This window comes from Streptococcus suis (genome assembly GCF_002964045.1).
Lineage (GTDB): Bacteria > Bacillota > Bacilli > Lactobacillales > Streptococcaceae > Streptococcus > Streptococcus suis_U.
Genome location: NZ_POPB01000619.1, coordinates 1 through 25,746 on the forward strand (window position 1 = coordinate 1; position 25,746 = coordinate 25,746).

General features: G+C 38.4%; 23 protein-coding genes. 2 read left to right on the plus strand and 21 right to left on the minus strand.

Going from position 1 to position 25,746, the window contains the following annotated elements:
* Positions 1-367: 367 nt before the first annotated feature.
* The 12 genes from ileS to murD form a co-directional block, all read right to left on the minus strand.
* Positions 368-3,157, minus strand: coding sequence for an isoleucine--tRNA ligase (gene ileS, locus C1E99_RS13195; RefSeq protein ID WP_105207752.1), 2,790 nt, complete (start codon positions 3,155-3,157; stop codon positions 368-370).
* Between the two features lie 12 nt (positions 3,158-3,169).
* Positions 3,170-3,610, minus strand: coding sequence for a GNAT family N-acetyltransferase (locus C1E99_RS13200; RefSeq protein WP_105207783.1), 441 nt, complete (start codon positions 3,608-3,610; stop codon positions 3,170-3,172).
* Positions 3,611-3,841: 231 nt separating this feature from the next.
* Positions 3,842-4,519, minus strand: a complete 678-nt coding sequence (locus C1E99_RS13205) for a DivIVA domain-containing protein (protein ID WP_105207753.1) — start codon at positions 4,517-4,519, stop codon at positions 3,842-3,844.
* An 8-nt stretch (positions 4,520-4,527) separates the two neighbouring features.
* A complete protein-coding gene (locus C1E99_RS13210; RefSeq protein WP_105108047.1) occupies positions 4,528-5,319 on the minus strand; it encodes an RNA-binding protein in 792 nt (263 codons plus the stop codon).
* Positions 5,320-5,321: 2 nt separating this feature from the next.
* Positions 5,322-5,585 carry a YggT family protein gene (locus C1E99_RS13215; RefSeq protein WP_105108048.1) on the minus strand — a complete coding sequence of 88 codons (264 nt, stop codon included), beginning with the start codon at positions 5,583-5,585 and terminating at the stop codon, positions 5,322-5,324.
* A 4-nt stretch (positions 5,586-5,589) separates the two neighbouring features.
* Complete coding sequence (locus tag C1E99_RS13220; protein WP_105207754.1) at positions 5,590-6,147, minus strand: cell division protein SepF; 558 nt, start codon at positions 6,145-6,147, stop codon at positions 5,590-5,592.
* 19 nt (positions 6,148-6,166) lie between these two features.
* Entirely contained in the window at positions 6,167-6,838 is a 672-nt protein-coding gene (locus C1E99_RS13225; RefSeq protein ID WP_105207755.1) for a YggS family pyridoxal phosphate-dependent enzyme, read from the minus strand.
* 1 nt (position 6,839) lies between these two features.
* Entirely contained in the window at positions 6,840-8,066 is a 1,227-nt protein-coding gene (ftsZ, locus tag C1E99_RS13230; RefSeq protein ID WP_105207756.1) for a cell division protein FtsZ, read from the minus strand.
* 25 nt (positions 8,067-8,091) lie between these two features.
* Positions 8,092-9,465 carry a cell division protein FtsA gene (gene ftsA, locus C1E99_RS13235; RefSeq protein ID WP_105207757.1) on the minus strand — a complete coding sequence of 458 codons (1,374 nt, stop codon included), beginning with the start codon at positions 9,463-9,465 and terminating at the stop codon, positions 8,092-8,094.
* A gap of 166 nt (positions 9,466-9,631) precedes the next feature.
* Positions 9,632-10,615 (minus strand): cell division protein FtsQ/DivIB, encoded by a 984-nt coding sequence (locus tag C1E99_RS13240; RefSeq protein ID WP_105207758.1) that lies wholly within the window; start codon positions 10,613-10,615, stop codon positions 9,632-9,634.
* Between the two features lie 4 nt (positions 10,616-10,619).
* Positions 10,620-11,684: a UDP-N-acetylglucosamine--N-acetylmuramyl-(pentapeptide) pyrophosphoryl-undecaprenol N-acetylglucosamine transferase gene (locus C1E99_RS13245; protein ID WP_105207759.1), complete on the minus strand. Its 1,065-nt coding sequence runs from the start codon at positions 11,682-11,684 to the stop codon at positions 10,620-10,622.
* Between the two features lie 2 nt (positions 11,685-11,686).
* On the minus strand, positions 11,687-13,036 hold the full coding sequence (gene murD, locus C1E99_RS13250; RefSeq protein WP_105108055.1) for a UDP-N-acetylmuramoyl-L-alanine--D-glutamate ligase: 1,350 nt from the start codon (positions 13,034-13,036) through the stop codon (positions 11,687-11,689).
* Between the two features lie 169 nt (positions 13,037-13,205).
* Here murD and C1E99_RS13255 point away from each other — a divergent pair, with 169 nt between their 5' ends.
* Positions 13,206-14,408 (plus strand): mechanosensitive ion channel, encoded by a 1,203-nt coding sequence (locus C1E99_RS13255; protein ID WP_105207760.1) that lies wholly within the window; start codon positions 13,206-13,208, stop codon positions 14,406-14,408.
* A 103-nt stretch (positions 14,409-14,511) separates the two neighbouring features.
* On the opposite strand, the gene C1E99_RS13260 is transcribed toward C1E99_RS13255, so the two are convergent.
* From C1E99_RS13260 to C1E99_RS13280, 5 genes are all read right to left on the minus strand, one after another.
* Positions 14,512-14,763: a DUF3165 family protein gene (locus C1E99_RS13260; protein ID WP_105207761.1), complete on the minus strand. Its 252-nt coding sequence runs from the start codon at positions 14,761-14,763 to the stop codon at positions 14,512-14,514.
* A gap of 17 nt (positions 14,764-14,780) precedes the next feature.
* Complete coding sequence (typA, locus tag C1E99_RS13265) at positions 14,781-16,628, minus strand: translational GTPase TypA (protein WP_024399145.1); 1,848 nt, start codon at positions 16,626-16,628, stop codon at positions 14,781-14,783.
* 134 nt (positions 16,629-16,762) lie between these two features.
* A complete protein-coding gene (gene asnA, locus C1E99_RS13270; protein ID WP_015646534.1) occupies positions 16,763-17,755 on the minus strand; it encodes an aspartate--ammonia ligase in 993 nt (330 codons plus the stop codon).
* A gap of 82 nt (positions 17,756-17,837) precedes the next feature.
* A complete protein-coding gene (locus tag C1E99_RS13275; protein WP_105207762.1) occupies positions 17,838-18,896 on the minus strand; it encodes an MmcQ/YjbR family DNA-binding protein in 1,059 nt (352 codons plus the stop codon).
* Positions 18,897-18,917: 21 nt separating this feature from the next.
* Positions 18,918-20,408: a Sau3AI family type II restriction endonuclease gene (locus tag C1E99_RS13280; protein WP_105207763.1), complete on the minus strand. Its 1,491-nt coding sequence runs from the start codon at positions 20,406-20,408 to the stop codon at positions 18,918-18,920.
* Positions 20,409-20,519: 111 nt separating this feature from the next.
* Here C1E99_RS13280 and dcm point away from each other — a divergent pair, with 111 nt between their 5' ends.
* Positions 20,520-21,785, plus strand: coding sequence for a DNA (cytosine-5-)-methyltransferase (gene dcm / locus C1E99_RS13285; RefSeq protein ID WP_105207764.1), 1,266 nt, complete (start codon positions 20,520-20,522; stop codon positions 21,783-21,785).
* 123 nt (positions 21,786-21,908) lie between these two features.
* Here dcm and C1E99_RS13290 read toward each other — a convergent pair whose 3' ends face one another.
* From C1E99_RS13290 to C1E99_RS13305, 4 genes are read right to left on the minus strand one after another with little or no spacing between them, the layout of a single operon-like run.
* A complete protein-coding gene (locus C1E99_RS13290; RefSeq protein ID WP_105207765.1) occupies positions 21,909-22,670 on the minus strand; it encodes a DUF6339 family protein in 762 nt (253 codons plus the stop codon).
* A complete protein-coding gene (locus C1E99_RS13295; RefSeq protein ID WP_105207766.1) occupies positions 22,667-23,530 on the minus strand; it encodes a hypothetical protein in 864 nt (287 codons plus the stop codon). The genes C1E99_RS13290 and C1E99_RS13295 overlap by 4 nt, the downstream gene beginning before the upstream one ends.
* Positions 23,514-25,430 carry a hypothetical protein gene (locus C1E99_RS13300; protein WP_105207767.1) on the minus strand — a complete coding sequence of 639 codons (1,917 nt, stop codon included), beginning with the start codon at positions 25,428-25,430 and terminating at the stop codon, positions 23,514-23,516. Before C1E99_RS13300 ends, C1E99_RS13295 begins: the two co-directional genes overlap by 17 nt.
* 2 nt (positions 25,431-25,432) lie before the next feature.
* A complete protein-coding gene (locus C1E99_RS13305) occupies positions 25,433-25,672 on the minus strand; it encodes a hypothetical protein (RefSeq protein WP_105207768.1) in 240 nt (79 codons plus the stop codon).
* Between the last annotated feature and the right edge of the window lie 74 nt (positions 25,673-25,746).

Sequence of the window (25,746 nt, forward strand, 5' to 3'; positions counted from 1 at the left end):
TGGTCATAGTGCAGTACCTTATCCAAGATTATTTCCATTACTTCACGGTTGATAGATTGGAAAAATGTGACTTCCACCTTTCCGAGGCGAATTTTCATCAGAATATCGTTTCTGCCTTTCTTCTCAAAGTGTCTAGATTGGGGAACAGTCAATGGGACGATGGGCTGTGACATAATAAATCCTCCAGTTTTGTTTTTCTAACAGTATACTGGAGGAGGGAGTGAGTAGATAGATACCTTGTTATTGGGCGGTTACAAATTAAGAGAGCATGTAAATAGAAAAAGGTTCCAGAGTCGATAGGACTTTGGAGCCTTTTCAATATACTTTGTTATTGGGCGGTTACCTTTAACAAATATATTGGGATTACTTAAGCTTCAAAACCTTGAGCTACTGCTTCTGGGAAGTTCTCTTCCACTACGCTTGCACAGTGATCACAGATTGTTGCCCCATAACTACGTTCTACAACGCTAGTATCAATGCGGCGGCAACGATCACACACTTCACCTGCTGCACGTTCTACCGCAAAGGCAACTTCATCCACCACAAGTGCATTTTCAGGAGCTGCTTCCGTGGTTACTGTCAAGTTTGAAACAATGAGCAACTGAGCAAGGTCTACATTCAAGCTCTCCAAGAAGGACTTGGTTTCAGCTGAGACATAGGCAGTCAAATGAGCTTCAAGTGACTTACCGATGACTTTGGCATTACGCGCTTCTTCCAAGGCTTTTTGTGCCTGAGTTCGGAAGTTCATAAAGTTTTCCCAATCAGCCAAAAGCTGCGCTTCATTGGCAAAGGTTTCCACCTCTGGTATTTCCGCCAATTGTACAAACTCTTCTGCTTCGTGTTCCAAGTATGACCAAATTTCTTCTGCTGTGTGTGGCAAGATTGGGGTCAAGAGCTTGGTAATTTTCACCAAGATGTCATAGAAAACTGTCTGCATCTGACGACGAGAAAGTGATTTAGCACCATCAATGTAGACAACATCTTTGGCAAAATCGAGGTAGAAGGCTGATAAGTCAAGGGTTACAAAGTTTACTACAGATTTGTAGATAGCCATGAAGTCATAGTTATCGTAGGCTTGACGGATTTGGGCTACCAATTTGTTAAATTTCACCAAGAGATACTGGTCAACAGAACGAAGCTCTTGGTAAGCCACTGCATCACTTGCAGGATTGAAATCAGAAGTGTTGGCAATCAAGAAGCGAAGAGTATTACGGATTTTACGGTAGGTTTCAGAAACCTGTCCAAGAATATCCATAGACACACGTACGTCGTTTGAAGTATCAACGGATGTCACCCACAATCGCAAGATTTCTGCACCAAATTGTTTCTCAACATCACTTGGCAGAATGGTATTGCCTAGAGATTTAGACATCTTCATGCCTTTACCGTCTAGGACAAAGCCCTGTGACAAGACAGCCTTGTATGGTGCATGCCCATTTACGGCTACAGAGGTAATCAAGGATGAGTTAAACCAACCACGGTATTGGTCAGAACCTTCTAGGTAGAGGTCTGCTGGGTAAGCAAGGTTTTCACGGGCGTTCATGACACCATTCCAAGATGAACCAGAGTCAAACCATACGTCCATGATGTCTGTTTCTTTGGTAAATTCGCAATTTGGTGAACCTGGATGAGTGAAACCAGCTGGCAAAAGATCTTTAGCTTCTGATTTCCACCAGATGATAGAACCATGCTCTTCAAAAAGGGTAGCAACGTGGTCTGTCACTTCCTTGGTCATAATCGCTGTACCGTCTTCAGCGTAGAAGATTGGAAGCGGCACACCCCAAGCACGCTGACGAGAGATGACCCAGTCACCACGGTCACGGATCATGTTGTAAAGACGTGTTTTACCCCAAGCTGGAATGAAGGTTGTCGCTTCGATTTGGTCCAAGATTTCCTGACGGAATTTAGAAACAGAGGCAAACCATTGCGGCACTGCACGCCAGATGATTGGCTTCTTGGTTCTCCAGTCAAATGGGTATGAGTGATTGATCACTTCACTAGCAAGGAGCAAGTCGCCTAATTTTTCCTTAACCGTTGGTACAACCTTGTCATAGAATTGCCCTTCAAAATCAGGACCCGCAGCTTCATTCATTAAGCCACGTTCGTTGACAGTTACCGCAACCTCCAAGTCATATTTGACACCGACATTGTAGTCATCCTCACCAAAACCTGGAGCCGTATGGACGATACCAGTACCCGAGTCCGTTGTGACGTGGTCGCCCAAGATAACCAATTCGTCAACTTCAGCATCCCATGGGTGTTCGGTCACGATGTATTCAAATTCAGCACCCTTGTGTTTTGAAATCACTTCGAAGGATTCCCAACCGAATTTGGCTGCCAAGCTATCAACCAAGGCTTCTGCCAAGACATACTTACGGTCAGAACCAGCTGGTTGAACCACGACATAGTCAATGTCTGCTCCCATTGTCAAACCGCGAGAAGCCGTTACTGTAAATGGAGTCGTTGTCCAGACAACGATGTAGCTGTCTGTATCCAAGAGTCCCTTGCCATTTTTGACCTTGTTGGCATAGTAAAGAGATGTGGAGTCGATGTCATGGTATTCGATTTCAGCTTCTGCAAGGGCAGATTCAGATGACCATGACCAGTAGACAGGCTTGGCACCGCGGTAAATATAGCCCTTGTCCGCCATAGCACCGAAGACACGGATTTGAGCTGCTTCGTAGTCTTTTGTCAAGGTGATGTATGGATTTTCCCAGTCTGCAGAAACACCCAAGCGTTTGAAATCATCACGTTGCTTGTCAACTTGGCTAAGAGCGTAGTCACGGCACATTTCAAGGTATTCTACCAAGTCCATTTCCTTGCGCTTAACCCCTTGTTTTGCCAAGACTTGCTCAATAGGAAGACCATGCGTATCCCAACCCGGTACAAATGGTGCACGGAAGCCAGACATTGACTTAGAGCGAACGATAATATCTTTAGAAATCTTGTTCAAGGCGTGTCCAACGTGGATATTTCCGTTAGCGTATGGAGGGCCATCGTGGAGGTGGAAGGCAGGCTTGCCTTCATTGAGTTCTTGGCGACGAGCATACAAGTTTGCTTCATCCCAAGCCTTTTGCCATTCAGGTTCGCGAGTTGGCAATCCTGCACGCATTGGAAATGCTGTTTTGCCTAAATTAAGGGTTTCTTTGAGTTTCATTATATCTCCTTTTTAAAAAGTTAATTCCATTTTTATTTCTTGTCCAACTATACCAACTGATTGAAAGCCGAATTTTTCTAAGATGTAGCGCATTTTATGGTTTCCAATGACATAGTGAATCGAAATCTTGTGACAAAGTGGATCAGCCTTTGCCTTTCCAATCACTTGCCGAATAACTTCTTTACCAAATCCACGATTTTGAAAATCCTTATCAATCAACAAACGCCATACATAGTAGCTCTTGTCCTCAGCTAGAAGGGATAACAATAAAAAGCCAATGACCTTCTGACCAGATCTTACCGCATAAGGAAGTATATTCTCTTCCTCGCGATACAGCCATGCCTGTGCCAAAGAATATTCAACCGATGCAACACGGCGCTGATCTTGAGGTGCCAATTGGACTTGCAAGACCTCGTTAAAATTTTCTTTATTTACAAGTTCTAAACGTATCATAAAAAACAATAAAAAACTTCCGTCAATAAGGACGAAAGTTCGTGGTACCACCTTAGTTTAGATAGAGTTTCCCCTATCCCTCTACGTTCGTAACGTGAACAAACGTCTTCCCCTACTTCTTTCAAGGAAAATCATATAAAGTGATGATTTGATAGAAAGGGAATGTAGGGCTTCCACCATCTCCTACTCGCTATAAATATTTCTATTAAACCGTATCTTTATTTATGATGACTATTCTTCAACTGTCTCTTCCGCTTCAAATGCAGCTGCTTGGCGAGTCAACTCTGCAATTTCCTCAGCAGTCAATTGACGAGTGTAATCCAAGCTATCTTCGACAACATCAACTTCTTCTTCAAGTGCCTTATGTAATACATCACGGAATGCTTCATCACTTGTTTGAATATAGCTAGCAGTTGGACGAAGTATCTCATCCCATTCTGATGAATTTACCAACGACAATTGACTTTCGATCGTCGACTTCAATTTTTGGTGGAAAATTCGAGATTTGTTCTTTAATTCTTCTGTTTCCACTACAACTTTTTTCGCATTGTCAGTAGCAGTACGAAGAATTTCATTCGCCTTATCTTTTGCTTCATGTAAAAGCGTTGCAGCATCGTAATCAGCTTGTTTAACAATATTTGCGGCTCTTTCTTCAGCTGCAGTTTTCACCTTCTCAGCAGTGTCTTGAGCCAACAGTACTGATTTACTTAATGACTCTTTCATCTCATCAAAATATGCCAAACGATCACGAAGTGTTTTCAACTCTGTTTCTTGTTCATGATTTTTACGAATTAGTTCCTCATAGTCTCGAGTGACAATATCTAAAAAATCATCTACTTCGTCTGCATCATATCCTCTGAATTTTGTAGCAAAGGTTTTATCTTTTAATTCTAGTGCTGTTAGTGCCATTTTTCCTCCTAAGTTTTAACAATGTCCAACTTTAATTTTACCTTACCTTGCTTAGAAAAACCTAAAAATTCATCTACATGAATTCTACCGAATTTCCTCACACTAATTAACTGACCAATTTCTACAATTTTACTTGTTTGTTCAATTGTAACATAATCTAGCTTTACTTGACCACTTTCAATCAATTTTGTAGCTGAAGTTCGTGATACATTGAATGCAACAGCAATCAATTTATCCAACCTCAAACTTGAAACGAGAACTTCTTTTGTTTTATTGTTGGAATCTGTATCAAAATCAATTCTTGTCCAATCAGTCTCACTTATCTTTACTGGAACTCTTGCAATTTTTGTGACTTCTTGTATTGCAAGATAACCAAATTTTTGGTCTATCATCACAACTAATTTTTCTTCACCCACAAAAATATCACCTAAGAACTCTCTTTTCATTCCAAGTTGATGCAAGAAGCTCCCAAGTACCTGCGAATGAGAAAGTTGATGGAACTTTCGAGAATAGGAAATTTCTAAGGCCATCACTTCAAAATTTTTATAGTCCAACTCATAGTAAGCAGGGGCAATTATCACTCTTGAATATTCAAATTGAGCACTCTCTCCCATCAAATACATTGATAGTTGGAAATAATTAGCAATTTGATTGACAATACTCACTTGTCTAGGATTGATAAATTGTGTTAATCGATAAGAATAGGTATTCTCTACTTGGTAACACAAATCAATAATCTTTTCAGCAAACTCCTTCTCGTCATTAGAAAAATGCTGCAATATATTATTTTCTTTCTTCATCCTTATGAAAACAAATATAACAATTGAAGTAAAAGTCTAGTCCCTATATTTAAAGCAATCATAGCTACCATCACTGACCAATCCAGACCTAAGAATTGGAGAGGAAGACTTCTAAATGGTTTTACAATCGGTTCTACTAACCATCTGATGATGCGACCTAAATTAGATGTGTACAAAGTTGGAAACCAAGACAACAAAGCATAGGCCAATAAAAGATAGGAATAAATTTCAACTATTTTTAATACGATAACAATAATGATCTGCATATATTTACCGTTTCATATCAAAATCAAATCGTGAATCTGATGCTTGACCGTTATTGGCATTTCTTAAATCTTCAATATGGACTGTAACATTAACTGGAGTCAACAACCACATCGTATTTGATACTTTTTTCAAATTTCCAGACAAGACTGAACGTGCGCCATCTAAATAATCCAAACATCTTCTAGCTTGTTGTTCAGACATATATTGAAAATCTATTAAAATACTTGCATTATCAAGTAATAGATTAACAATCTCAGGTGCATCTTCATAGCGTTTAGGAAATTTGATGTCAATAATTGTTTTTACATACTCTTTATCAGTATGCTCCAAAATCATATCTTGTTTTCTTTCACTCTGGCGTTGAAGTTGACTTTCTGACCGTACTACTCTTCGAGTCTCTATTTTTTCGTTAGACTCTTGACTTGAATTGGTAGTATTGGCTACACGCATTTTAGGGCGTTCATTTGGCATTGAGTAGGCACTTTCTTGTTCCTCGACCTCATTTATATCATCAACTTCAAAATAATTAAATAAATTTTTAAATGTATCTTTGAAAGCCATTATTTCTCCTCTCATTACATTACTCGAAAAATGCTGAACCAATTCGTACAAATGTAGCTCCATGAGCAATTGCTTGCTCATAATCACCACTCATTCCCATGCTAAGTTCATTAAAAGGCATTCTTGGTAAACATCGTGATGACAACTCGACTTGAAGCTCTTGCATTTTTGAAAATATTGATTGAAGTTCAGTTTGACTAGCTTCAAATGGGGCCATTGTCATTAAACCAACCAACTCAATATTTTCAAAGTGAGAAATTTCAGCAATTGATTTTTCAAGCTCGGATAAAGCAAAACCATGTTTGCTTACTTCACCTGAGATATTCACTTGTAAAAAACACTTAATTACTTTTTGAGCGCGATTATCGATTTCTTTTGCAAGTTTAACAGAATCTAAAGCGTGAAAATAATCTACTAAGTTGATAACATCCTTCACTTTTCGTCTCTGTAAAGTTCCAATCAAATGCCAAGTCAAGTTACATTCTGATAATGCATTATATTTTTCAATAAATTTATCAACACGATTTTCTCCAATATGAGAAATACCAGTTTTCACAAGCTCATTAGCAATAGAGCTGTCAACATATTTTGTGACAGCTATTATTTCTACTGATTCTTTAGAACGACCAGCTTTTTCAGCCGCCGTAGCTACAGCTGAAAAAACTTTATCCTTATTATATTGTAGATCCATATTAACGATTACGGAAAAATGGCGGTGTATCCAACTCATCCTCATCTTGATCCATAGTGAACTTCTCTACCGAAACTGAATTGGTTGAATCAGTAACTGGACGAATCAAGTTTTCACGACGAAGATCCCATTCACCAAATGCAGATGCTTTTGGTTTTTCAGTTTTTGGAGCAGTGCTTCTCGTCGGTGCACTTGCAACAGGATGATCAAAACGCTGGGTCTGACGAGGAGCAGTCGATTCTGGTTGTTGACGGACAGTTTTTTCAACTTTATCTTGTCGAACTCCCGTAGCAACCACTGTCACACGAATCTCATCTTTCATTGTTTCATCAATTGAAGTACCTAACCAGATATTTACTCCTTGACCCGCTGCTTGGTTAACAATTTCAGAAGCATCCTCAGCTTCTGTCAAAGTCATATCATAGCCACCAGTTACGTTTACGATAACATCCTCAGCGCCATCAATAGTTGTTTCAAGAAGAGGAGAGTAAATCGCCTTACGAGCCGCTTCAATAACACGGTCCTCACCAGTACCGATACCAATACCCATAAGAGCATTTCCCTTGTTCTCCATAACTGTCTTCACATCAGCAAAGTCCAAGTTAATCAAACCAGGATTGGTAATTAAGTCTGTAATCCCTTGAACACCCTGACGAAGAACGTTGTCTGCCTCACTCAAAGCTTCCAAGAGCGGAGTCTTCTTATCAACGATTTCAAGAAGGTTATTATTTGAAATAATCAAAAGAGTATCTACTTGTTCGCGAAGACCTTCAATACCTTCGATAGCAAAGTTTCCGCGTTTGTTTCCTTCAAAACCAAATGGACGAGTCACAACTGCTACAGTCAGTGCACCAAGATTTTTAGCAATACGTGCAATAACAGGTGCCGCTCCTGTACCTGAGCCGCCGCCCATACCAGCAGTGATGAAGACCATATCTGCTCCTGAAAGAACATTTGTCAATACTTCTTCACTTTCTTCAGCTGCTTTACGACCAACTTCTGGTTGACCTCCGGCACCCAAACCACGAGTCAATTTGGGACCTAATTGTATAACTGTTTCAGCTTTAGAACTACTAAGGGCCTGTACATCTGTGTTTGCTGCGATAAACTCAACACCAGCAACCCCTTCTTCTATCATACGGTTGATGGCATTGCCTCCACCACCACCGACACCAATTACTTTAATGACAGCACCATGACTTGCTGCTGCTTCAAATGAAAATGCCATAGTTTACATCACCTTTTCTATTCTCTTATTCAAACATACTGCCAAAGAAGCCACGAATTCGATCTGAAAAATTATTTTTACCTGTTGATTGAATATCTTCTTCCTCTTGATAAATAGGAATTACAGGTTCTTCACGCTCAACTTCTTGTATTTCAGGTAAAATTTCTTTTTGTATAGGTTGAGTAATTCGTTGACGAGGTGCAGTGATTTCAATTGGCTTATGTCTCAAACTAATTTCCCCACTAACTGCATGTTGGGCAATTTGTTCAACCTCCTCCAATTCTCCTACATACTCTACAATGCTAATGACATTGGCAAAAGCAGGATTTCGGATACCAATCTGATTTGGAACAAATAATTTTGTACCAACTCCAAAAACTTCTTGAGCTAACTCAGTAACTCCAGGTAAAATAGCACCTCCGCCAACTAAAACAATTCCACCTGGTAAATCAAGAGCACGAGTTCGCTCCAAGTCGTGTTTTACTCGTTCAAAAATTTGTCGAAGGCGAGCAGCAATAACTTCTGAGAGATACAATTCTGAAACTTCAACTGGTGTATTTTCACCAATTACTTCAACTGTAAATTTCTCCTTATCACTTGCTTCCTGAGGATAAGCAATACCGAAATTATATTTTAAGTTCTCAGCGATACTTTTAGATGTTGTCAAAACTTTCGAAATATCATTTGTGATGTAATCGCCACCCTCTTGATAGATATTTGTGTATTGCAACTCCTGTCCACGCATAACAGCAACTGTTGTCTGTCCTCCACCCAAATCAATGACTGAAGCTCCAAACTCACGCTCTCCTTCGTTTAATACCGACCGAGTTAATGCAAGTGGAGAAATCACAATATTCTCTACTTGAACACCCGCACGTTCAACTGTTTTACGAAGATTATGTAAAATCGTTCGTGGACCTGTATATAACATCCCACGCATCTCTAAACGAATTCCCATCATTCCACGAGGGTCCTTGATTCCTTGGAAACCATCAACAGTGAACTCTTCTGGAATAAATGAAATAACTTCGCGTTCAGGAGTCATACTCTTTGTTAGTGCTGATTTGACAACATTTTCAACATCTAGGTCAGTAATTTCTTGTGAATCCGTCGTAACCGGAATCATTCCTTGAGTTGGTTCAATTTGCAGAAGATTGGCAGGCAATCCAACATTCACTTTATCAATACGAATACCTGATTTTTCTTCTGCTTGTTCAAGTGCTTTTCTAATTGCACCTGCTGCAACATCAATATTTACAATAATTCCATCCTTAACACCAGCACTCTTTACATTGCTGACGCCAATCACATTCATTTCATTATCAATATATTCTGCAACCAAGACTTTAACGGAGCTTGTACCAATATCTAATCCCGTAAAAAAGCCGTTTCTAGCCATTCTGTCAGTCCTCTCTTACTTCCAACATTAACAAATCATCTTCCATTTTTAAAAAATAGTATAATTAGTCATCTTTCATTATACCATATTTTATCAAATAATGACGATTATAAAGGTTATTATTTATTATTTTTCTACACCATATTTTCTTTACGAATATACTATCTTAACTAGCATAACTATAAATTCCAACTTCCATGTCTATCGTAGTTGGTACAGTTACTTCCAATGCAATTTTTGAATAGTATTTCATTTTTTGAGATAATTCACTTAATGGAACTATTACCGTATTACCGTCAACCATCTTCATTGTCATTAAATCAGCTGTCACTGAACTAGGAGTAAGATCGATTGACTGTATCACCGTTCGAACTGATTCATCTATCTTTCCAAGTTCAATAGCCAACTTTTTAACCATTTCTTGGTCAGAGAGATTGATTGTTGTATAGTTTGCAGGTAAAGCTTCTGCAACCACAGGCTCGGACATCACAGCTCCATTTGACAAAACTGAGTATAACTGACTATCCTTAGCGAGATAACCAATAATCGGAAATTCTTTAATCGTGATTTCAAAACTACTTGGAAACTTAAAATGAATTGTCGCTGACTCTACCGCAGGGCTGCTTTTCTTTATATTTTCAGCATATGCACTAGCATTCAAAAATATTGTTAAAATATAATCTTTTTGAGAAATATTACTAAATTTTTCTACTTGTTCAACACTAAGTTGATTATTCCCACTCACTGAAAGGTATTTATTTTTACTCATTGGTGAGATAAAGTAAAGCGCAAGAGCCGCCATCAAGATGCTTGTTGCCAGTATTGGAGCCGACCTCCACAAAACTTTCGAAGGAACTGTAAACCTTGGACGTTTAACAATTGAGTCTGATGCTGTCCCTTTTGGTTTTTTCTTTTTCTTTGCTTTTTGAATACCTTGAAACAGGGGTGTTTTATCCTTTTTCTCTACATCCGTTTCTGAATGCAAGCTATCAATTTCATGTTGATTTGCTAAAAATGCCTCATGCTTAGCCTTCCATTGTTCAAAAAAAGCACTCTTCTCCTCATTAGTCGCTTCCATTTCAGGAACATCTATGGAGTTGATTTCATTTTTAATTTTTTCTTGTTCAACTCTTGAATCTATATCAGCCATTTCCTTACCTTTCCATATCTTTTCTCAGTAAGTCATAAAAGCTGTCAACAGATTGAATCTCATTTGAATTGGCCATATTTTGAATGTAAAACTCTTTATTCTTCAACAAATCTTCTACTTCAACTAACAAGGAGTCCAAGGTTAATTGACTTTCATCAATTTGTTTTGAATACCCTTTTTTCTCCGCATATTGCGCATTTTCAATCTGGTCCCCTCGACTGGCCTGCCGTCCTAGTGGCACAATCAAATGGAGTTGTTGCATGGCAATCAACTCAAACAGAGTATTGGAACCACCACGGGTAATAACGACATCCGCTAAATCCATCAAGGGTTGATAAAGTTCTGTCACATAGTCAACTCTATATAGGTTTTTATCTAATTGGTTGAGACTACTATCCCCTGTCAAATTGATAATATTGAATCGTTCGGTCAGAGCAGCACTATTCTGACTGATTAAATCATTAAAGACCTTGGCACCACCCGAACCGCCTACAAACAGTAAGGTCGGCAGACTTTTATCGAAGTGACTGAGAATTTCTGGCAACTGAATTGGTGTAACTTTGTCATTCGTTTGCCCCACTTTTGTAACCGCACCAACATGTTTTACTTTAGTCAAGCTGGCAGGTTGCTCAAAAGTACTATACATGGTTGTCGCAAATTTATAGGCAATTTTATTGGCTAAGCCCATGGACAAATCTGATTCATGAATAAAGACCGGTACTCGTAATAAATTGGCCGCAATAACTGGCGGAACCGATACAAATCCACCTTTTGAAAAAAGAGCTTGCGGACGAATTTTAGCAATAATGGCCAAGGATTGAAGAACACCGAAACCGACTTTAAATACATCCAACATATTTTGGAAAGAGAAATAACGGCGTAATTTCCCTGTTGCAATCGAATGGAAACGAACATTTAGACCAGATTTGACAATTTGCTCATGCTCAATACCATTCCCATCACCAATATAGTGGACTTCCCAGCCTTCTTCCAAAAATCGCGGAATCAAAAGGAGATTGAGCGTCACATGCCCAACAGTCCCTCCGCCTGTAAAAACAATTTTTTTCATGATTATTTCAACTCCTCAAAGGTCTGTAAGAAGACGTCGCCACGTACCTCAAAATTGGCATACATATCCCAGCTTGCATTGGCTGGACTCAAAAGGACGATATCTCCTTTTTCTGCCATGGCAAAGGCTTTTCTAGTCGCATCCGCAATGTCAAGAGCTTCTATCGTTTCCACTTCTGCCTTATCTGCAGCACGTTGAACACGGGGAGCTGATTGACCAAGAATTACCATTTTCTTTAGTCCGACCAAATCAGGGACTAATTCATCAAACTCATTGCCACGGTCCAAGCCACCTGCAATCAAAATAACCTTGCTGTTGTCAAACCCTGAAAGAGCTTTTTGAGTCGCCAAGATATTGGTAGACTTACTATCGTTGTAGAAGGAAATACCCTTGATTTCGCCTACAAATTGCAAGCGGTGTTTGACTCCTCCAAAGGCAGACAAACTTTCCTGAATGGCTTGATTATCTACTCCCAACAATTTTGCAACCACAATAGTTGCCAAGGCATTTTCAACATTGTGTGAACCTGGAACACCAATTTGGTCAGCATCCATGATGTATTCACCCTTGAAATAAAGTTTTCCATCTGCTAAGTAAGCTCCATCAACCACTTCCTGAGTTGAAAAGGGGACAACCGTTGCCTTGGTCTGTCCAGCCAATTCCTTGGCTTCTTTCTGGTTGAAGTTGAGCACCACAAAATCCTCAGCCGTCATCTGACGCTGAATCATCCATTTGGCTGCTACATAGTCCTCAAAAGTCCCATGATAATCAATGTGACTGGCAATGAGATTGGTCACAACAGCGATATGTGGGCGGAAAGATGCTGTCCCCATTAGCTGGAAAGACGATAATTCCATGACCAAGGTATCTTCTGCAGTTGCAGTTTGAGCGACCGAAGATGCTGGGTAACCAATATTTCCACATAATTTTGCAGGTTTATTTCCTGCATTCAAGACTTCTGCAATCATGGTCGTTGTCGTTGTCTTGCCGTTCGAACCTGTAATCCCAACGATTGGAGCATCAGATACCAAGTAGGCCAATTCAACCTCTGTCCATACTGGAATGCCTTTGCCAATTGCTTTTTCAACCATAGGATTATCATAGCGAATTCCTGGATTTTTCACCATCAAGGCGAAGTCTTCATCCAATAATTCAATTGGATGGCTCCCGCAAATAACTCGGATGCCGTCCTCCAACAAAGATTGAGCAGTCGGATTTTCTTCAAAAGGCTTTCCATCGTTAACCGTGACGATAGCACCCAATTTGTCCAGGAGACGAGCTGCTGACTCCCCAGACTTGGCCAAACCCAAGACCAATACTTTTTTATTTTGTAATTCTTTAATCATCTTCATCTCAATTACCTATACTTTCTAACACTTTATTTTACCCTTTACAGGAACCTTTTTCAAGCAGGAGGGAGTGTAAATACTAGGAATAGCCTCAAAAGTCATATTATTTGTTAAGGACACATAAACATGATAAACTAGTTTTGAAAAAATATTTTATTATAAGGAGTATTATATGACTAATATAATCGATAGCTTATTCTATCCATTGCTTTCTGCTTTACCAGGAGTCATACGGATGATTGTTCTCGTAATCATTGCCTTTTCTTTGGCTAGTTTATTACGAAAGTTAACCCTATCTGGTTTAAACAAAATCCAGTTTTCTCAAAAGTTACAAGAGTGGGGTGTCATCAAGCCCGAAGATAACGGGCAGTCGCTCATCAAAACTCTTGGACAACTCGTTTACTTCCTTGTTATTCTTTTCTTCCTTCCATCTATCTTGTCTGGTTTGAATATCAGCAGCACGGTAGATCCAATCTCTAGCATGTTTGAGAAATTCTTTGCCTTTATTCCAAACATGATCGCAGCTGGTTTGATTCTCTTTGTTGGAACTTTCTTCTGCAAATTTATCAAAGGTCTATTAACTGGTGTCCTAGAACGTTTGGATATCGATACTTGGTATGCAAAAGTAACTGGACAAGAGAAACTGCCTATTGATACCAAACAACTCATTTCTGTCCTATCAACTGTTGTTTATGTCTTGATTTTCATCCCAATCTTGACCTTAGCCTTGGAAACACTTGGTATCACAAGTATTTCTCAACCAATCGTTACGATTCTTAATCAAGTCATCGGTATCCTACCAAATGTTTTGGTTGCCCTTATTTTGATTGCAGTTGGTAGCTTCGTAGCTAAATTGATTGGCAACCTTCTTGAAAATCTTCTTGAAACTGCTGGTATCAACAACTACTCTAAATACCTATTCGCTAAAGAAGATGCTAACTTTGAATTGTCAGCTATCATTACGCAAGTCGTTCGTGCTATCATCATCGTTTTCTTCTTTATCCAAGCTATCCAAGTATTGAACCTTGAAGTATTTAATTCTGTTGGTTCTGCCTTGCTTGCCTACCTTCCATCACTTATCAGCGCTCTTGCTATTGTTATATTGGCCATCATCGCAAGCAATCTAGTAGCTAACTTCCTACAAAAAGTTACGGATAGCCCTCTTGTTATCACAATTGTTCGCTACTTGATTATCGTATTTGCCGTCTTCATGGCTCTCGATCAATTGAAGTTTGCACAACATATCGTTCAATCAACCTTCACAATTGTTCTTGGTGCACTGGCAGTTGCCTTCGCCCTTGCCTTCGGTTTAGGTGGTCGAGACTTTGCTGCAAGACAACTTGAAAAATTAGAAAAGAAAATTGATAAAGAATAAACATTACAAATAGCCTGAACACTAGTTTGGGCTATTTTTTATACCCTAAAAACCTGAGAAAAAAGGCCGGACTACCTGTCCAGCCTTTTATTCTATTATTAACTTATTTTCCTTTAGGAGAACTATCTAGATTGTGAATATCCCGCATCGCCAAAAGTCCAATTAGAACCATGACGATACCAAGCAATATTTCTATTGACAGTTGCATCATTTTCAAGAATCCTAGAATTAACGCAATCGAAAGAAGCACTAAAATAAATACTGCTACAATCAGATTTATCGTCCCTTTGACATATTTGGGTGCCACAAATATATAAAACAGGGCTAGCATGATCGCAAGGATTAAATAAAACATGCAAAATCTCCTAGAAATTATTCCTCAGTTGCTAATTTTTTCTTCTTCGCAGCCTTATCACGCTCTGCCTTGTTCAAGATTTGCTTACGAAGACGGATAGATTCAGGCGTTACTTCCATGTATTCATCATCGTTCAAGAATTCTAGTGATTCTTCAAGAGTCAAGATACGTGGCGTCTTAATTACAGACGTTTGATCTTTGGTTGCTGAACGAACGTTGGTCATTTGTTTAGCAGTTGTGATGTTAACGGTCAAGTCATTTTCACGTGAGTTTTCACCGATAATCATTCCTTCGTAAACCTCAGTACCTGGGTTGACAAAGATTGTACCACGCTCTTCGATACGCATGATTGAGTATGTCGTTGCCTTACCTTGATCGATAGAAACTAGGGCACCACGGTGACGACCACCGATCTCACCTTGAACAACTGGCAAGTATTGGTCGAAGGTATGGTTCATGATACCGTAACCACGAGTCATTGAAAGGAATTCTGTTGAATATCCAATCAACCCACGCGCAGGCACAAGGAATACAAGACGAGTTTGACCATTTCCTGTCGCAACCATATCCAACATATCACCCTTACGCTCAGATAGGGATTGGATAACAGAACCTTGGTATTCTTCTGGAGTATCGATTTGCACGCGCTCGAATGGCTCCATTTTCACGCCGTCGATTTCCTTGATGATAACTTCTGGACGTGATACTTGAAGCTCATAGCCCTCACGACGCATAGTTTCAATCAAGATAGACAAGTGCAATTCACCACGACCTGAAACAGTCCATTTATCTGGAGAGTCTGTAGCTTCTACACGAAGAGAAACGTCCGTTTGCAATTCAGCCAAAAGGCGCTCTTCAATCTTACGAGAAGTCACCCATTTTCCTTCACGACCTGCAAATGGTGAGTTGTTGACCAAGAAAGTCATTTGAAGTGTTGGTTCATCAATACGAAGAACTGGAAGTGGCTCAACCGTATCAGTAGGTGTCACTGTTTCACCTACGAAGATATCTTCCATACCAGAAACGGCAATCAAATCACCAGCTTTTGCTTCTTGGATTTCTTTACGCTCAAGACCGAAGAAACCGAAGAGTTTAGTAACACGGAAGTTTTTCGTTGTGCCATCTAGTTTAGAAAGGGTAACCTGGTCACCTACTTTAACAGTTCCACGGAAGACACGACCGATACCGATACGACCTACGAAGTCGTTGTAGTCCAAAAGGGATACTTGGAACTGCAAAGGCTCATCTGAGTTATCCACTGGTGCAGGGATATGCTCGATGATGGTATCAAAGATTGGTGCCATTGTTTCTTCTTGGTCTGCTGGATTGTCAGACAAAGATGAAGTACCGTTGATAGCTGATGCGTAAACCACTGGGAATTCCAACTGGTCATCATCTGCACCCAATTCGATGAAGAGTTCAAGCACTTCATCCACAACTTCTTCTGGACGAGCAGATGGCTTGTCAATCTTGTTAACAACGACGATTGGTGTCAAGTTTTGCTCAAGAGCCTTTTTCAATACGAAGCGGGTCTGTGGCATGGTTCCTTCGTAAGCATCCACGACAAGGACAACACCGTCAACCATTTTCATGATACGCTCAACCTCACCACCGAAGTCCGCGTGTCCTGGCGTATCCATGATGTTGATACGAGTACCGTTGTAAGCTACAGCAGTGTTTTTAGCTAGGATAGTGATACCACGCTCTTTTTCGATGTCGTTTGAGTCCATGGCACGCTCATCCAACTGCGTACGTTCATCAAGGGTTTGAGATTGTTTCAATAATTCATCAACGAGGGTTGTTTTTCCGTGGTCAACGTGGGCAATAATGGCTACGTTACGGATGTCTTCTCTTAGTTTTGTCATAATATCCTCTATATATTTTAATTTAACTAAAAAAGTATATCATAGATTGGCGCAAAAATCACAGATAATCTTGTTGTAAATGTTTTCAGGCAGTTGATTGAGAAGAAAAAGAAAAGAGATTGAAAATCAACCTCTTACAAAATATTTTCAAAACTATCTCGCACTTCCTGTGGCCATACGCTAGATTGAACTTCACCGATATGTTTCTTACGAAGCAAGAACATGGCCAAACGGGATTGACCGATACCGCCACCGATTGAAAGCGGGAAGAGACCATTCAACAGGGCACGATGCCAATCAAATTCCAAACGGTCCTCGTCGCCTGTAATAGCAACCTGGCGCTTCAACGCTTCTTCATCCACACGAATCCCCATTGATGACAACTCAAAGGCTGATCCAAGCGCTTCATTCCAAACCAAGATGTCGCCATTGAGTCCTTTGTAGCCTGCTTCTGATGGGCTTGTCCAGTCATCATAGTCTGGTGCACGTCCATCATGTGGTTTCCCATCTGCCAGTTCACCGCCGATACCGATTAGGAAAACTGCACCGTATTCTTTGGCAACCACGTTCTCACGCTCTTTTGGTGTCAAGTCTGGGAAGTTCTTGACCAAATCCTCTGTGTGGATAAAGGTGATTTTCTTAGGCAAAACAGACTCAATGTCATAACGAGCCTCCACTGCCAACTCTGTCAGACGGATAGCCTTGTAAATCTGCTCCACAGTTTCTTTCAAATAAGCCAAGTTGCGACGACCATCAGGGATGACCTTTTCCCAATCCCACTGATCCACGTATACTGAGTGAATGGGATCCAAGGAATCCTCGTCAGGACGAAGAGCCTTCATGTGAACAAAGAGCCCTTCTCCCTCATTAAAACCGAATCGAGCCAAGGTATGACGCTTCCACTTAGCAAGTGAGTGAACCACTTCATAGGTCGCATCTGGAATTAACTTGACATTAACAGTAACCGCATTCTCCACACCGGACAAATTATCCTGCATACCATCCCCGACACGACTCAAAATCGGTCCTTGCACTTCTACGATTTCTAGCTTGTCTTTCAAATACTGAGTGAATGTATTTTTGACGAAAGAAATCTCCTCTTGCTGATGAATGAAGCTTTTCTTCATACCTTACCTCCTTAAATTTATACACCCTATTATACTCTTTTTTACCTACTTGTAAAGTCTTTTTATTAAATATTCTGATAATTTAATGGAGGTTATTCACTTCGGATGTCAGTACTTCTATCACACCCTCTGTCAAGCGTCTAGGACCACGCACCGCCTTGACTCCCAAGTCCATCATGCGCGCTATCGGCAAAACATCATCGGAAAACTGAGCGAGCAATTCCACCTGCATGAGTTTCTTTTCTGTCGGAATGTCTGATTGTCCATGATTTTCTAGATTCGACCCCAAGACACGACAGACATAGCGAATGGCCTGTACACGTGCCGTGACATAAATGGCAACGATGTCCCCAGCTTGAATGGTTGATTTTTGCGGCCAATAGACTACCTTATTTTCTGCAAATTCGGTATCAATATCATAGACCTTGGGATTGGCTGGAATAACCCAGTAATCAGGTCCTTGCGCCGCCTTGTAGGATTTCGGTCCTACCAGATGGCGACTTTTCTCAAGGAGGGCAAACACCGTCTGGTCCTCCACTGTATCATCGAGTAAGACTGACACCCAGGCCTTCTTCGACATATGGTAGGCAGGGAAGATGCCCGACTGACTCAGCAGCTCTGCTATTTCCCGACCGTCAACCTTGAGATTGACAATCTCCACCTCTTCTTGAGAACCGCTCCCATCCAGCTTGTCCCTCGGAATCTGACTGACCAGGGCGTACCACTTGTTATTGTTGGGATGGCGAAAAGCCCCATAGGTCGGCAACTTGGCAAAGGGATAGTCAGGAAGGTCACCCCACTGCTCCTTGATGAGCTGGGCTAGACGGTTACTTTGGTCTTTGGAAAATGGCAGAGCGATACAGCAGGCTTCCTCTACCCGAGCCAAAATGGACTGATAAGCCTCACGCACCTGCCCCACAAAAGCCCCTGCTGGCGCAGTCACCAGATGGGCAGTATAGACCTCCTCCATCTCACAATCCCAGACATAGGACGACAGCTGACCAGCCTCATCAACCTCTACCACCGCCTCAAACTGCCCCTCCATGAAGACCTCACGGTAGATGTAACGATTGTCGGTAAAGATGAAACCGAAAGGGATGAGGGAGGGGAGGTGGGGTTGGTAAGAATTGGTTTGAATCATATATTCCTTTCAACAATAACTTTAATCCCACTTACCCGATAGAACTTCTTTCAAGAATTTTTTAGGAATCCAAAATGAGTGCTTTGTAATCCTTCTACCGTCGGGTAAGCAATCCGTATCTGATAACTTACCTTTCCCTACGAATTCATTTGGTCGGATTTCGTAGTAGGTATTTTGAGCATGAATTTTTGTAAATAAAATTGTATTTACTTTACTTTGAGGAAAGTTTGTCGAGACTTTATTACCATTTAGCTTCAGTTCAACTCCATCTCGAATAATGTTTCGTGTTTCATTCCAAACTCGTTGAATCTCAGGAATTAGCCTATCCGGAAATCCCCAAAACTTTATACCATCTAACACAAATAACTTATCTGATACTTCTCTAAAGATAACAAATAGAAATCGTTTATTGCAAATCTCCAAATATGGATGTGATTCCTCCCAAACATCATTATTAGCCAATTCTTCAAATTGATAAGTTTTAAACGGAGAATCCTCTTTTGGTAGCCCATTTTTATCTACACGAATAACTCGTAGATTCATGTTGGCTTTTTGAAATTCTTGTGTCTTATCAAGGTCACCAGTTAATCCCAAAATATTTTTAACTAAGGTACTATTTTTTCCTTTTGCTTTCGGATTCACTTCAAATCGACTATATAATTCTTCCTCAGAAAATCCTTTATAGACTAATATTTTATCAGCAATAACCTGTGTAAAAGATTTTTTCTCTCCTCTGGCAGTTGCGAGAATACTTTCTTGATCTACTTGATTAAAAATCTTATGATTGATCAAATATGTCATGTAACTTGACTTTAATTCCCAAGCCCGTTGTTTTGCTAGAGTGTCACTAAACGGCTGAATACGAAAATCTTTTCCTTTCCCTGCACCTTTTGTACAGGTAGATAAATAGTTCCCATCTGATTCGGAAAGTTCATGGGCTTTCCCTTGCTTAATCTTCTCTACAATGCGATTATAATCCTCAAGAATGACCTCCATATCCTCCTCAAACCATTCATACAAGAAGACTTTTTCAATAATATAATCTGACATGGTCTGACCTTGAATGAGGCCATTGTAGAACAGCAGGAGTATTTTAGAGCATTTTTGCCATAGATGAGTGGAGTAAAAGTCATCTAGATTTTCCTCCATATAGTTTAATATTGTTAAAACTAACCGTTCTTTTGCACTAATTGTTCCATTCTTGTTTACTTTAAAAGGTGTTACTTTTAATTCTACTCCAACCTTATCAAAGTCAGCGGCAGAATCACTATTGGGCTGATATCCATAGAAATACTTTTCTATGTAATTGCCATATTGCCCCTTAGATTTCATGCTGATTTCTTTATCAACAATTTCTGAGATTGTCCCATCTTGAAAATCTCGATAAGTTTTAAATGGCGAAACCTGGTATTCCGCAATAATTTCACCAAGTGACCTATCTAATAAATGTTGAGAATAATCAAGAATACTTTGAATGTCTGTTTCATCATAATTGAATAAGTGTTTTTCCATATTAAATTTCCTACTAAATTCCTATAGCTCTATTATATCAAATAAAAATCCTTGATCGAAATTGTTTTTTACGTTATAATAGATAGTATTAAATGAACTTGAGGAGAAAAAATGAATATTCTCGAACTCTTTGCCGGTGTAGGCGGTTTTCGCATCGGTCTTGAAAATGCTGACAAAGATTACTTCCAAACTAAATGGGCAAATCAATGGGAGCCTTCTCGAAAATCACAGGATGCTTTTGAAGTTTACGATTTGCATTTTCCAGATAGTGAAAACATAAATATTAGTATCTCGGAAATTTCTGACGAAAAGTTTGCTGAGATGAATCCAGACATGATTGTTGGTGGTTTTCCATGCCAAGACTATTCTGTTGCACGAAGCAAGAAGAACGAACAGGGAATTGAAGGAAAAAAAGGAGTTCTTTTTTGGGAAATTATCCGTGCCACTCGAATCACCAAACCCAAGTATCTTATTTTGGAAAATGTTGACCGTCTATTAAAAGCACCTTCTAAACAAAGAGGACGTGACTTTGCAATCATGTTGACAGCATTTAACAATCTTGGTTACTCGGTTGAATGGCGGGTTATCAATGCTGCTGAATACGGACGTAGTCAACGTCGCCGTCGTGTCTTCTTCTTTGTTTATCGAAATGATACCACTTTTGCAAAAAGACTTGACGAACAATTTGAAAACACTGAAACTGTGTTTAACGAAAATCGCTACAATGAGTATCTTTTCCATTCAGGTTTGTTTGCTACTCAGTTCCCAATTAAATCAACACCAATAAAAAATCGCCAAGTCTACTACGAATTGGCGAATGATATTGTCGAAGTATCAGACAATTTCACAGGTACAGTTTGGAATACAGGTGTCATGAGACACGGCAAATACTATTCCGTCGATACTCAGTGTGCCTATGAAGGTCAACCAATCACTCTTGGAGAAATCTTACAAGATGAAAAAGATGTACCTGAGAAATACTTTTTGACAGACCCTGCTAAACTAGAAAAATTCCAATATCTCCGAGGTCCTAAAAAAATTGAAAGAACTTCGGCAGACGGTCATACCTATACTTATTCGGAAGGCGGAATGTCACCAACTGATGACCTAAATCTACCTGGACGAACTATGTTGACTTCCGAAGGTACTGTCAATCGCTCCACTCACTTTATCAATGTGAACAATCGCTATCGTTTGATAACTCCAGTAGAAGCGGAACGATTGCAAGATTTCCCAGATGATTGGACTAAGCAGAAAAAATTAGCAGATGGCTCCATTGTAGAGGTTTCTGATAAAATGCGTATGTTCTTTATGGGAAATGCCCTCGTAACAGAAATCGTACGAAAAATTGGGGAATATATAAAAACACTCGACTAAACGGATTCTAATAAAATATATTTAATACATTTAAACACACCGGTTTCTAAAAATTTCCTATCAACCGGTGTGTTTTTTATTGACTAGTGTATAAAAGTTCTGTACAAACCAATAGTATATTAATCACTTGAGAACCATGATGTTTTCCATATTGAGTAAATTCTTTTTCACAATTTCTTTAATTTCCGCTCTGGTTAAGAAATCTAACACTACTACCCCTCCAATAAGATTTAATATTTTATTGGCATTTGTATAAGAATATCTATTTTCCTTCATCAATCCCTCGTCTACCAACTCGTAAATCGCCTGTAAGGTACCTAAAACAATATTCTTATTAGATACCAAATTACTTGAAAAATACGCTACCGCATTTCCCCTATAAGAACCTGATAAAAATCTCTCCGAGTAATAATACGGATTAGTCAAGCTGTCATCATATGTATAGAAAGCAATCCACCAAAGTGAAGCAATACTATTTATCATTAACGACCTTTTTTTCCCTTGACTAAAAATTGTTCTCGATTTAATACTCTGTTCTCTTTTAGCACCTTTTAATAGCTCTAATTGATCCAAATGATAATTCAAATAATAGGTATTTTCTAGGGCAACCCAAATTTTCTCACTTTCTGCTTCTGCCACACTTAAATTTTTCAGTGATTCCCATATAATTTTCAGATTTTCAATCTGTGCCCCCGGAACTTCCGATTCTAAAATTAATTCACGATAACAAAATTCAGTATCAGAATCAATGACATTTTCAGAATATGTAAATAAATCATTTATACTTTGAATATCATTGTTCACATATAACGGTAAATACTTTTGTTCAAAATTTGTTTTAAATTCATCCAAGAATTTATCAGAAAGATATTTGATATTGTTCATAAATTCTCTTCCTCACTGTAATAACTATACAACGCATCATCTAAAGGAAAATCCAATAATTGTTGTGCAACTATCATCGAATCGATATCTTCCGTAAGAATCTTATCTAAACTCAATCCAATTTTTTCAAGCAATCTACATAATGACTCGTACCATCTTGTTTCGTCATCAACACGACCATGCTTAATATTTTCCACTATCATGGTAAGTGCTGGCAAAATTATTGTTGATAATAATAATTTTTGTTTAGAAATGCTTGAGCTTGACAATTGTGTATAGGCAATAAACGATTTTTCAGGCAAATTTACGATTATTACATCTCCATCAAAATCAACATTCATGAAATTCTGCTTTTTAGAAGCTACCCTAATCATTGATTTTAGAGTTGGCTTTTCTAAGTTTGAAAAATTAACTTCTAACTCTGCCATTGTATCATAAGCAAGAATACTACCTTTATCTATTTCCTCAATTATTAACTGCCTTCCATAATACTCCTCATTAAATCCAGAATTTCTATAGTTAGAAATTGTATTATTAGCAATTATCATTGTATTTATAAAGATTTTGGAGGGAACATTATCAGAACTCAATTCTATCTTCTTACTCCATTCTCCTTTATTCAAAATATATAGCTTTCTAAAAGATGAGGCCAACCCTTCTATGTGTATCGCAAAGACCGCATCACCATCTTCTATCAATTTATTTAACTCAAAATTTTCTAACACAAAGTCAATTAATAATTCTATCTTTGTAAAACTAATAACTTTTTGGGAAATTCTTGATTCAAATTTCCCATTAGAAAAATCATCTAATTCACTACTTAAAACAGGATATGGAAAAATTTCAGACTTTAACTTCATAAATAACTCCGGACATTTTTACTAATAGTTTAGTTTCAATTTTTACTTCAATAGAGGCAATTGTATCCTTTTTCATTTTTGATACTCTAATATTTGAATGATGTAATTTTACTTTATTAGTTCCAGATTGAGCCTCTAGGATAACAGCCTTCGTCGCCCCTCCATCTTCACCAATATATTTTAAATCCAACTCAATATTTTTCATGTCTTTTTGGGGCTTTATTAATAATAAATACTTTCCTTGACTTGTATCTTTCGCAACTATTTTCAATGAAAATAAATTTGTCGAATCAACTAGTTTTTCTTTTCTGATTGAATTAAATAGATTAAGTTTATCTTTGAAACTCCGTCTTTTTTTCTTCTTATCTACGCCAAATTCATTCTCACCTTCATTAAATTCAAAACCAGCTTCTGTCAGTAGTTTTTCTAATTCACTATCTTGATCATCAGAGTCCCTAGTTAATTGTATTTTATTGTTATTTCTTTTTAATTCCACAGATTCAACACTTCTCTTTGTTCCTGAATCAATTACTTTTTCCTCGCCTTGACTCCCTGATAATAGCGGTAAAAAATCTCTTAATCCAAATGCATCTACAATATCTTCAGGTGCAACTTCATATGAGTTCTTTACACTTTCTTTATACCAGTCAAACAAATCCTTCAGCAGCTGTTTAGCAACTTTTCGATCCTTTTCTCGGGCTTGGTCTACACTCCAATCAGTATGATTCGTATTCTCTAATTGCCTTAAGAATTCATCAAATTCAAAACCAGTGGCACGAAAAACTCCAGTAAAATTAATATTCCCACTGATGCTTCGTCTATCATAAATTTTCATTCCAGAAAGTCTAGTTTGTAAAATAGCTCTATTTGCAGACTCTCTTTTTAACAAAAATAATTTTCCATCTTCCATTGATTTTATGAATTTATATTTCTCAAATCGATTATCAAGCGAAAATTCTTTCCTATCAATGTGTGTAAGTGCATCCAAGTAATTCTTTGTATTTTCAAAAATTCTTTTTTCAGCTAGCCCCATTGGGAAGCCATCTAACAATTCAATTATATCTACTAAGCTATCTTTATCTAATGTTTTTTCATTGACTCTAACAACTAGTTTATTCTCCAAAATAGATACTAAAAAGTTATTTACAGATGACAATAGTATCCTCATTTCCCAATCATCATCAATTTCACGTAAACCAATAATATATAAATCAGTTCCAAATTCAGTTGATTCTCGTTCAGGAAAACCAAAACTAATTTGATTCGGAATATAATTTAGTTCAGAATCTCGATAAGTTGCACGCTCTTGAGTAATATCAGATGCATTTTCTAAGTTTAAATTAAATGAAACAAAATTTAAAACTCCTACATGCTTGATAGAATCTGTTTTGGGTACTGTGTTATAAAAAACTAATCGCAAATCTGAAATCGCAAATGGTGCAGCTTTCCCAATCCCTTTGCTACCAGCAGCATTTTGATTCGGTTTCTCCGTATACCCATTCCCAATAACTAAAGCATCATAGCTTTTTGCATCCAAACCTATAGTATTATAATCGCTTATTTTTAATATATTTAACGATTCTTTGTCTAAAGTTTTTTTAAATAATTCTAAATACTCAATAGTTCCACTGTTTCCCTTTTTTCTCCAGAAATCAAGAGAATTTGGGATTGCTACACTTTTTATAGTATTTACTCCCGGAATATCAATTGGCTTAATAGAACCAAAATCAAAAGTTACAATTACAGGGTTCTTAGAATCTCCATCTTTAGCATCTAAAGAATTTTGAATCACTTCTCTTGTCAATGAATCAATTACATTATCCAAAAAAGAATTAATTGCCGGATCATTAACTCCTCTCGGCGTCAAATTTTCCCCGTGTGGAAATACCCAATTATTCATCCTTACTCTCCTTTAAATTTTGAAAAACTGAAGTGAGAACTTTCTTTAGATAACTCTATCTCAAATAATTTTTTCGTTCGCAATAACTCACGTTCAATTGCTTTAAAAATCTCATCAACTTCTTGTTTATCATATGAGTAGTTTCTAGTATTAGCTAGATTTCCAATCAACTGTATTTTTTGTATTGCAGAATTCGTTCTAGCTTCAGCTAGCCGCATAAATTTTTCGTTTTTTGACTCCATAGTTTCTCCATATATTACTTTTTTTATTATTTTACTACATTTTAAAAATATAGTCAATAAAATCGAAAAAATCT

Coding starts and splice junctions, on each gene's coding strand:
- C1E99_RS13215 (WP_105108048.1), bottom strand. CDS start 5,585: ATGCAGATCATTATTGTTATCGTATTAAAAATAGTTGAAATTTATTCC.
- C1E99_RS13200 (WP_105207783.1), bottom strand. CDS start 3,610: ATGATACGTTTAGAACTTGTAAATAAAGAAAATTTTAACGAGGTCTTG.
- C1E99_RS13225 (WP_105207755.1), bottom strand. CDS start 6,838: ATGGATCTACAATATAATAAGGATAAAGTTTTTTCAGCTGTAGCTACG.
- C1E99_RS13205 (WP_105207753.1), bottom strand. CDS start 4,519: ATGGCACTAACAGCACTAGAATTAAAAGATAAAACCTTTGCTACAAAA.
- dcm (WP_105207764.1), top strand. CDS start 20,520: ATGAATATTCTCGAACTCTTTGCCGGTGTAGGCGGTTTTCGCATCGGT.
- asnA (WP_015646534.1), bottom strand. CDS start 17,755: ATGAAGAAAAGCTTCATTCATCAGCAAGAGGAGATTTCTTTCGTCAAA.
- ftsZ (WP_105207756.1), bottom strand. CDS start 8,066: ATGGCATTTTCATTTGAAGCAGCAGCAAGTCATGGTGCTGTCATTAAA.
- C1E99_RS13295 (WP_105207766.1), bottom strand. CDS start 23,530: ATGAAGTTAAAGTCTGAAATTTTTCCATATCCTGTTTTAAGTAGTGAA.
- C1E99_RS13210 (WP_105108047.1), bottom strand. CDS start 5,319: ATGAAGAAAGAAAATAATATATTGCAGCATTTTTCTAATGACGAGAAG.
- C1E99_RS13280 (WP_105207763.1), bottom strand. CDS start 20,408: ATGGAAAAACACTTATTCAATTATGATGAAACAGACATTCAAAGTATT.
- C1E99_RS13275 (WP_105207762.1), bottom strand. CDS start 18,896: ATGATTCAAACCAATTCTTACCAACCCCACCTCCCCTCCCTCATCCCT.
- C1E99_RS13240 (WP_105207758.1), bottom strand. CDS start 10,615: ATGGCTGATATAGATTCAAGAGTTGAACAAGAAAAAATTAAAAATGAA.
- C1E99_RS13300 (WP_105207767.1), bottom strand. CDS start 25,430: ATGAATAATTGGGTATTTCCACACGGGGAAAATTTGACGCCGAGAGGA.
- C1E99_RS13245 (WP_105207759.1), bottom strand. CDS start 11,684: ATGAAAAAAATTGTTTTTACAGGCGGAGGGACTGTTGGGCATGTGACG.
- ftsA (WP_105207757.1), bottom strand. CDS start 9,465: ATGGCTAGAAACGGCTTTTTTACGGGATTAGATATTGGTACAAGCTCC.
- C1E99_RS13305 (WP_105207768.1), bottom strand. CDS start 25,672: ATGGAGTCAAAAAACGAAAAATTTATGCGGCTAGCTGAAGCTAGAACG.
- C1E99_RS13290 (WP_105207765.1), bottom strand. CDS start 22,670: ATGAACAATATCAAATATCTTTCTGATAAATTCTTGGATGAATTTAAA.
- C1E99_RS13255 (WP_105207760.1), top strand. CDS start 13,206: ATGACTAATATAATCGATAGCTTATTCTATCCATTGCTTTCTGCTTTA.
- C1E99_RS13260 (WP_105207761.1), bottom strand. CDS start 14,763: ATGTTTTATTTAATCCTTGCGATCATGCTAGCCCTGTTTTATATATTT.
- murD (WP_105108055.1), bottom strand. CDS start 13,036: ATGAAGATGATTAAAGAATTACAAAATAAAAAAGTATTGGTCTTGGGT.
- typA (WP_024399145.1), bottom strand. CDS start 16,628: ATGACAAAACTAAGAGAAGACATCCGTAACGTAGCCATTATTGCCCAC.
- ileS (WP_105207752.1), bottom strand. CDS start 3,157: ATGAAACTCAAAGAAACCCTTAATTTAGGCAAAACAGCATTTCCAATG.
- C1E99_RS13220 (WP_105207754.1), bottom strand. CDS start 6,147: ATGGCTTTCAAAGATACATTTAAAAATTTATTTAATTATTTTGAAGTT.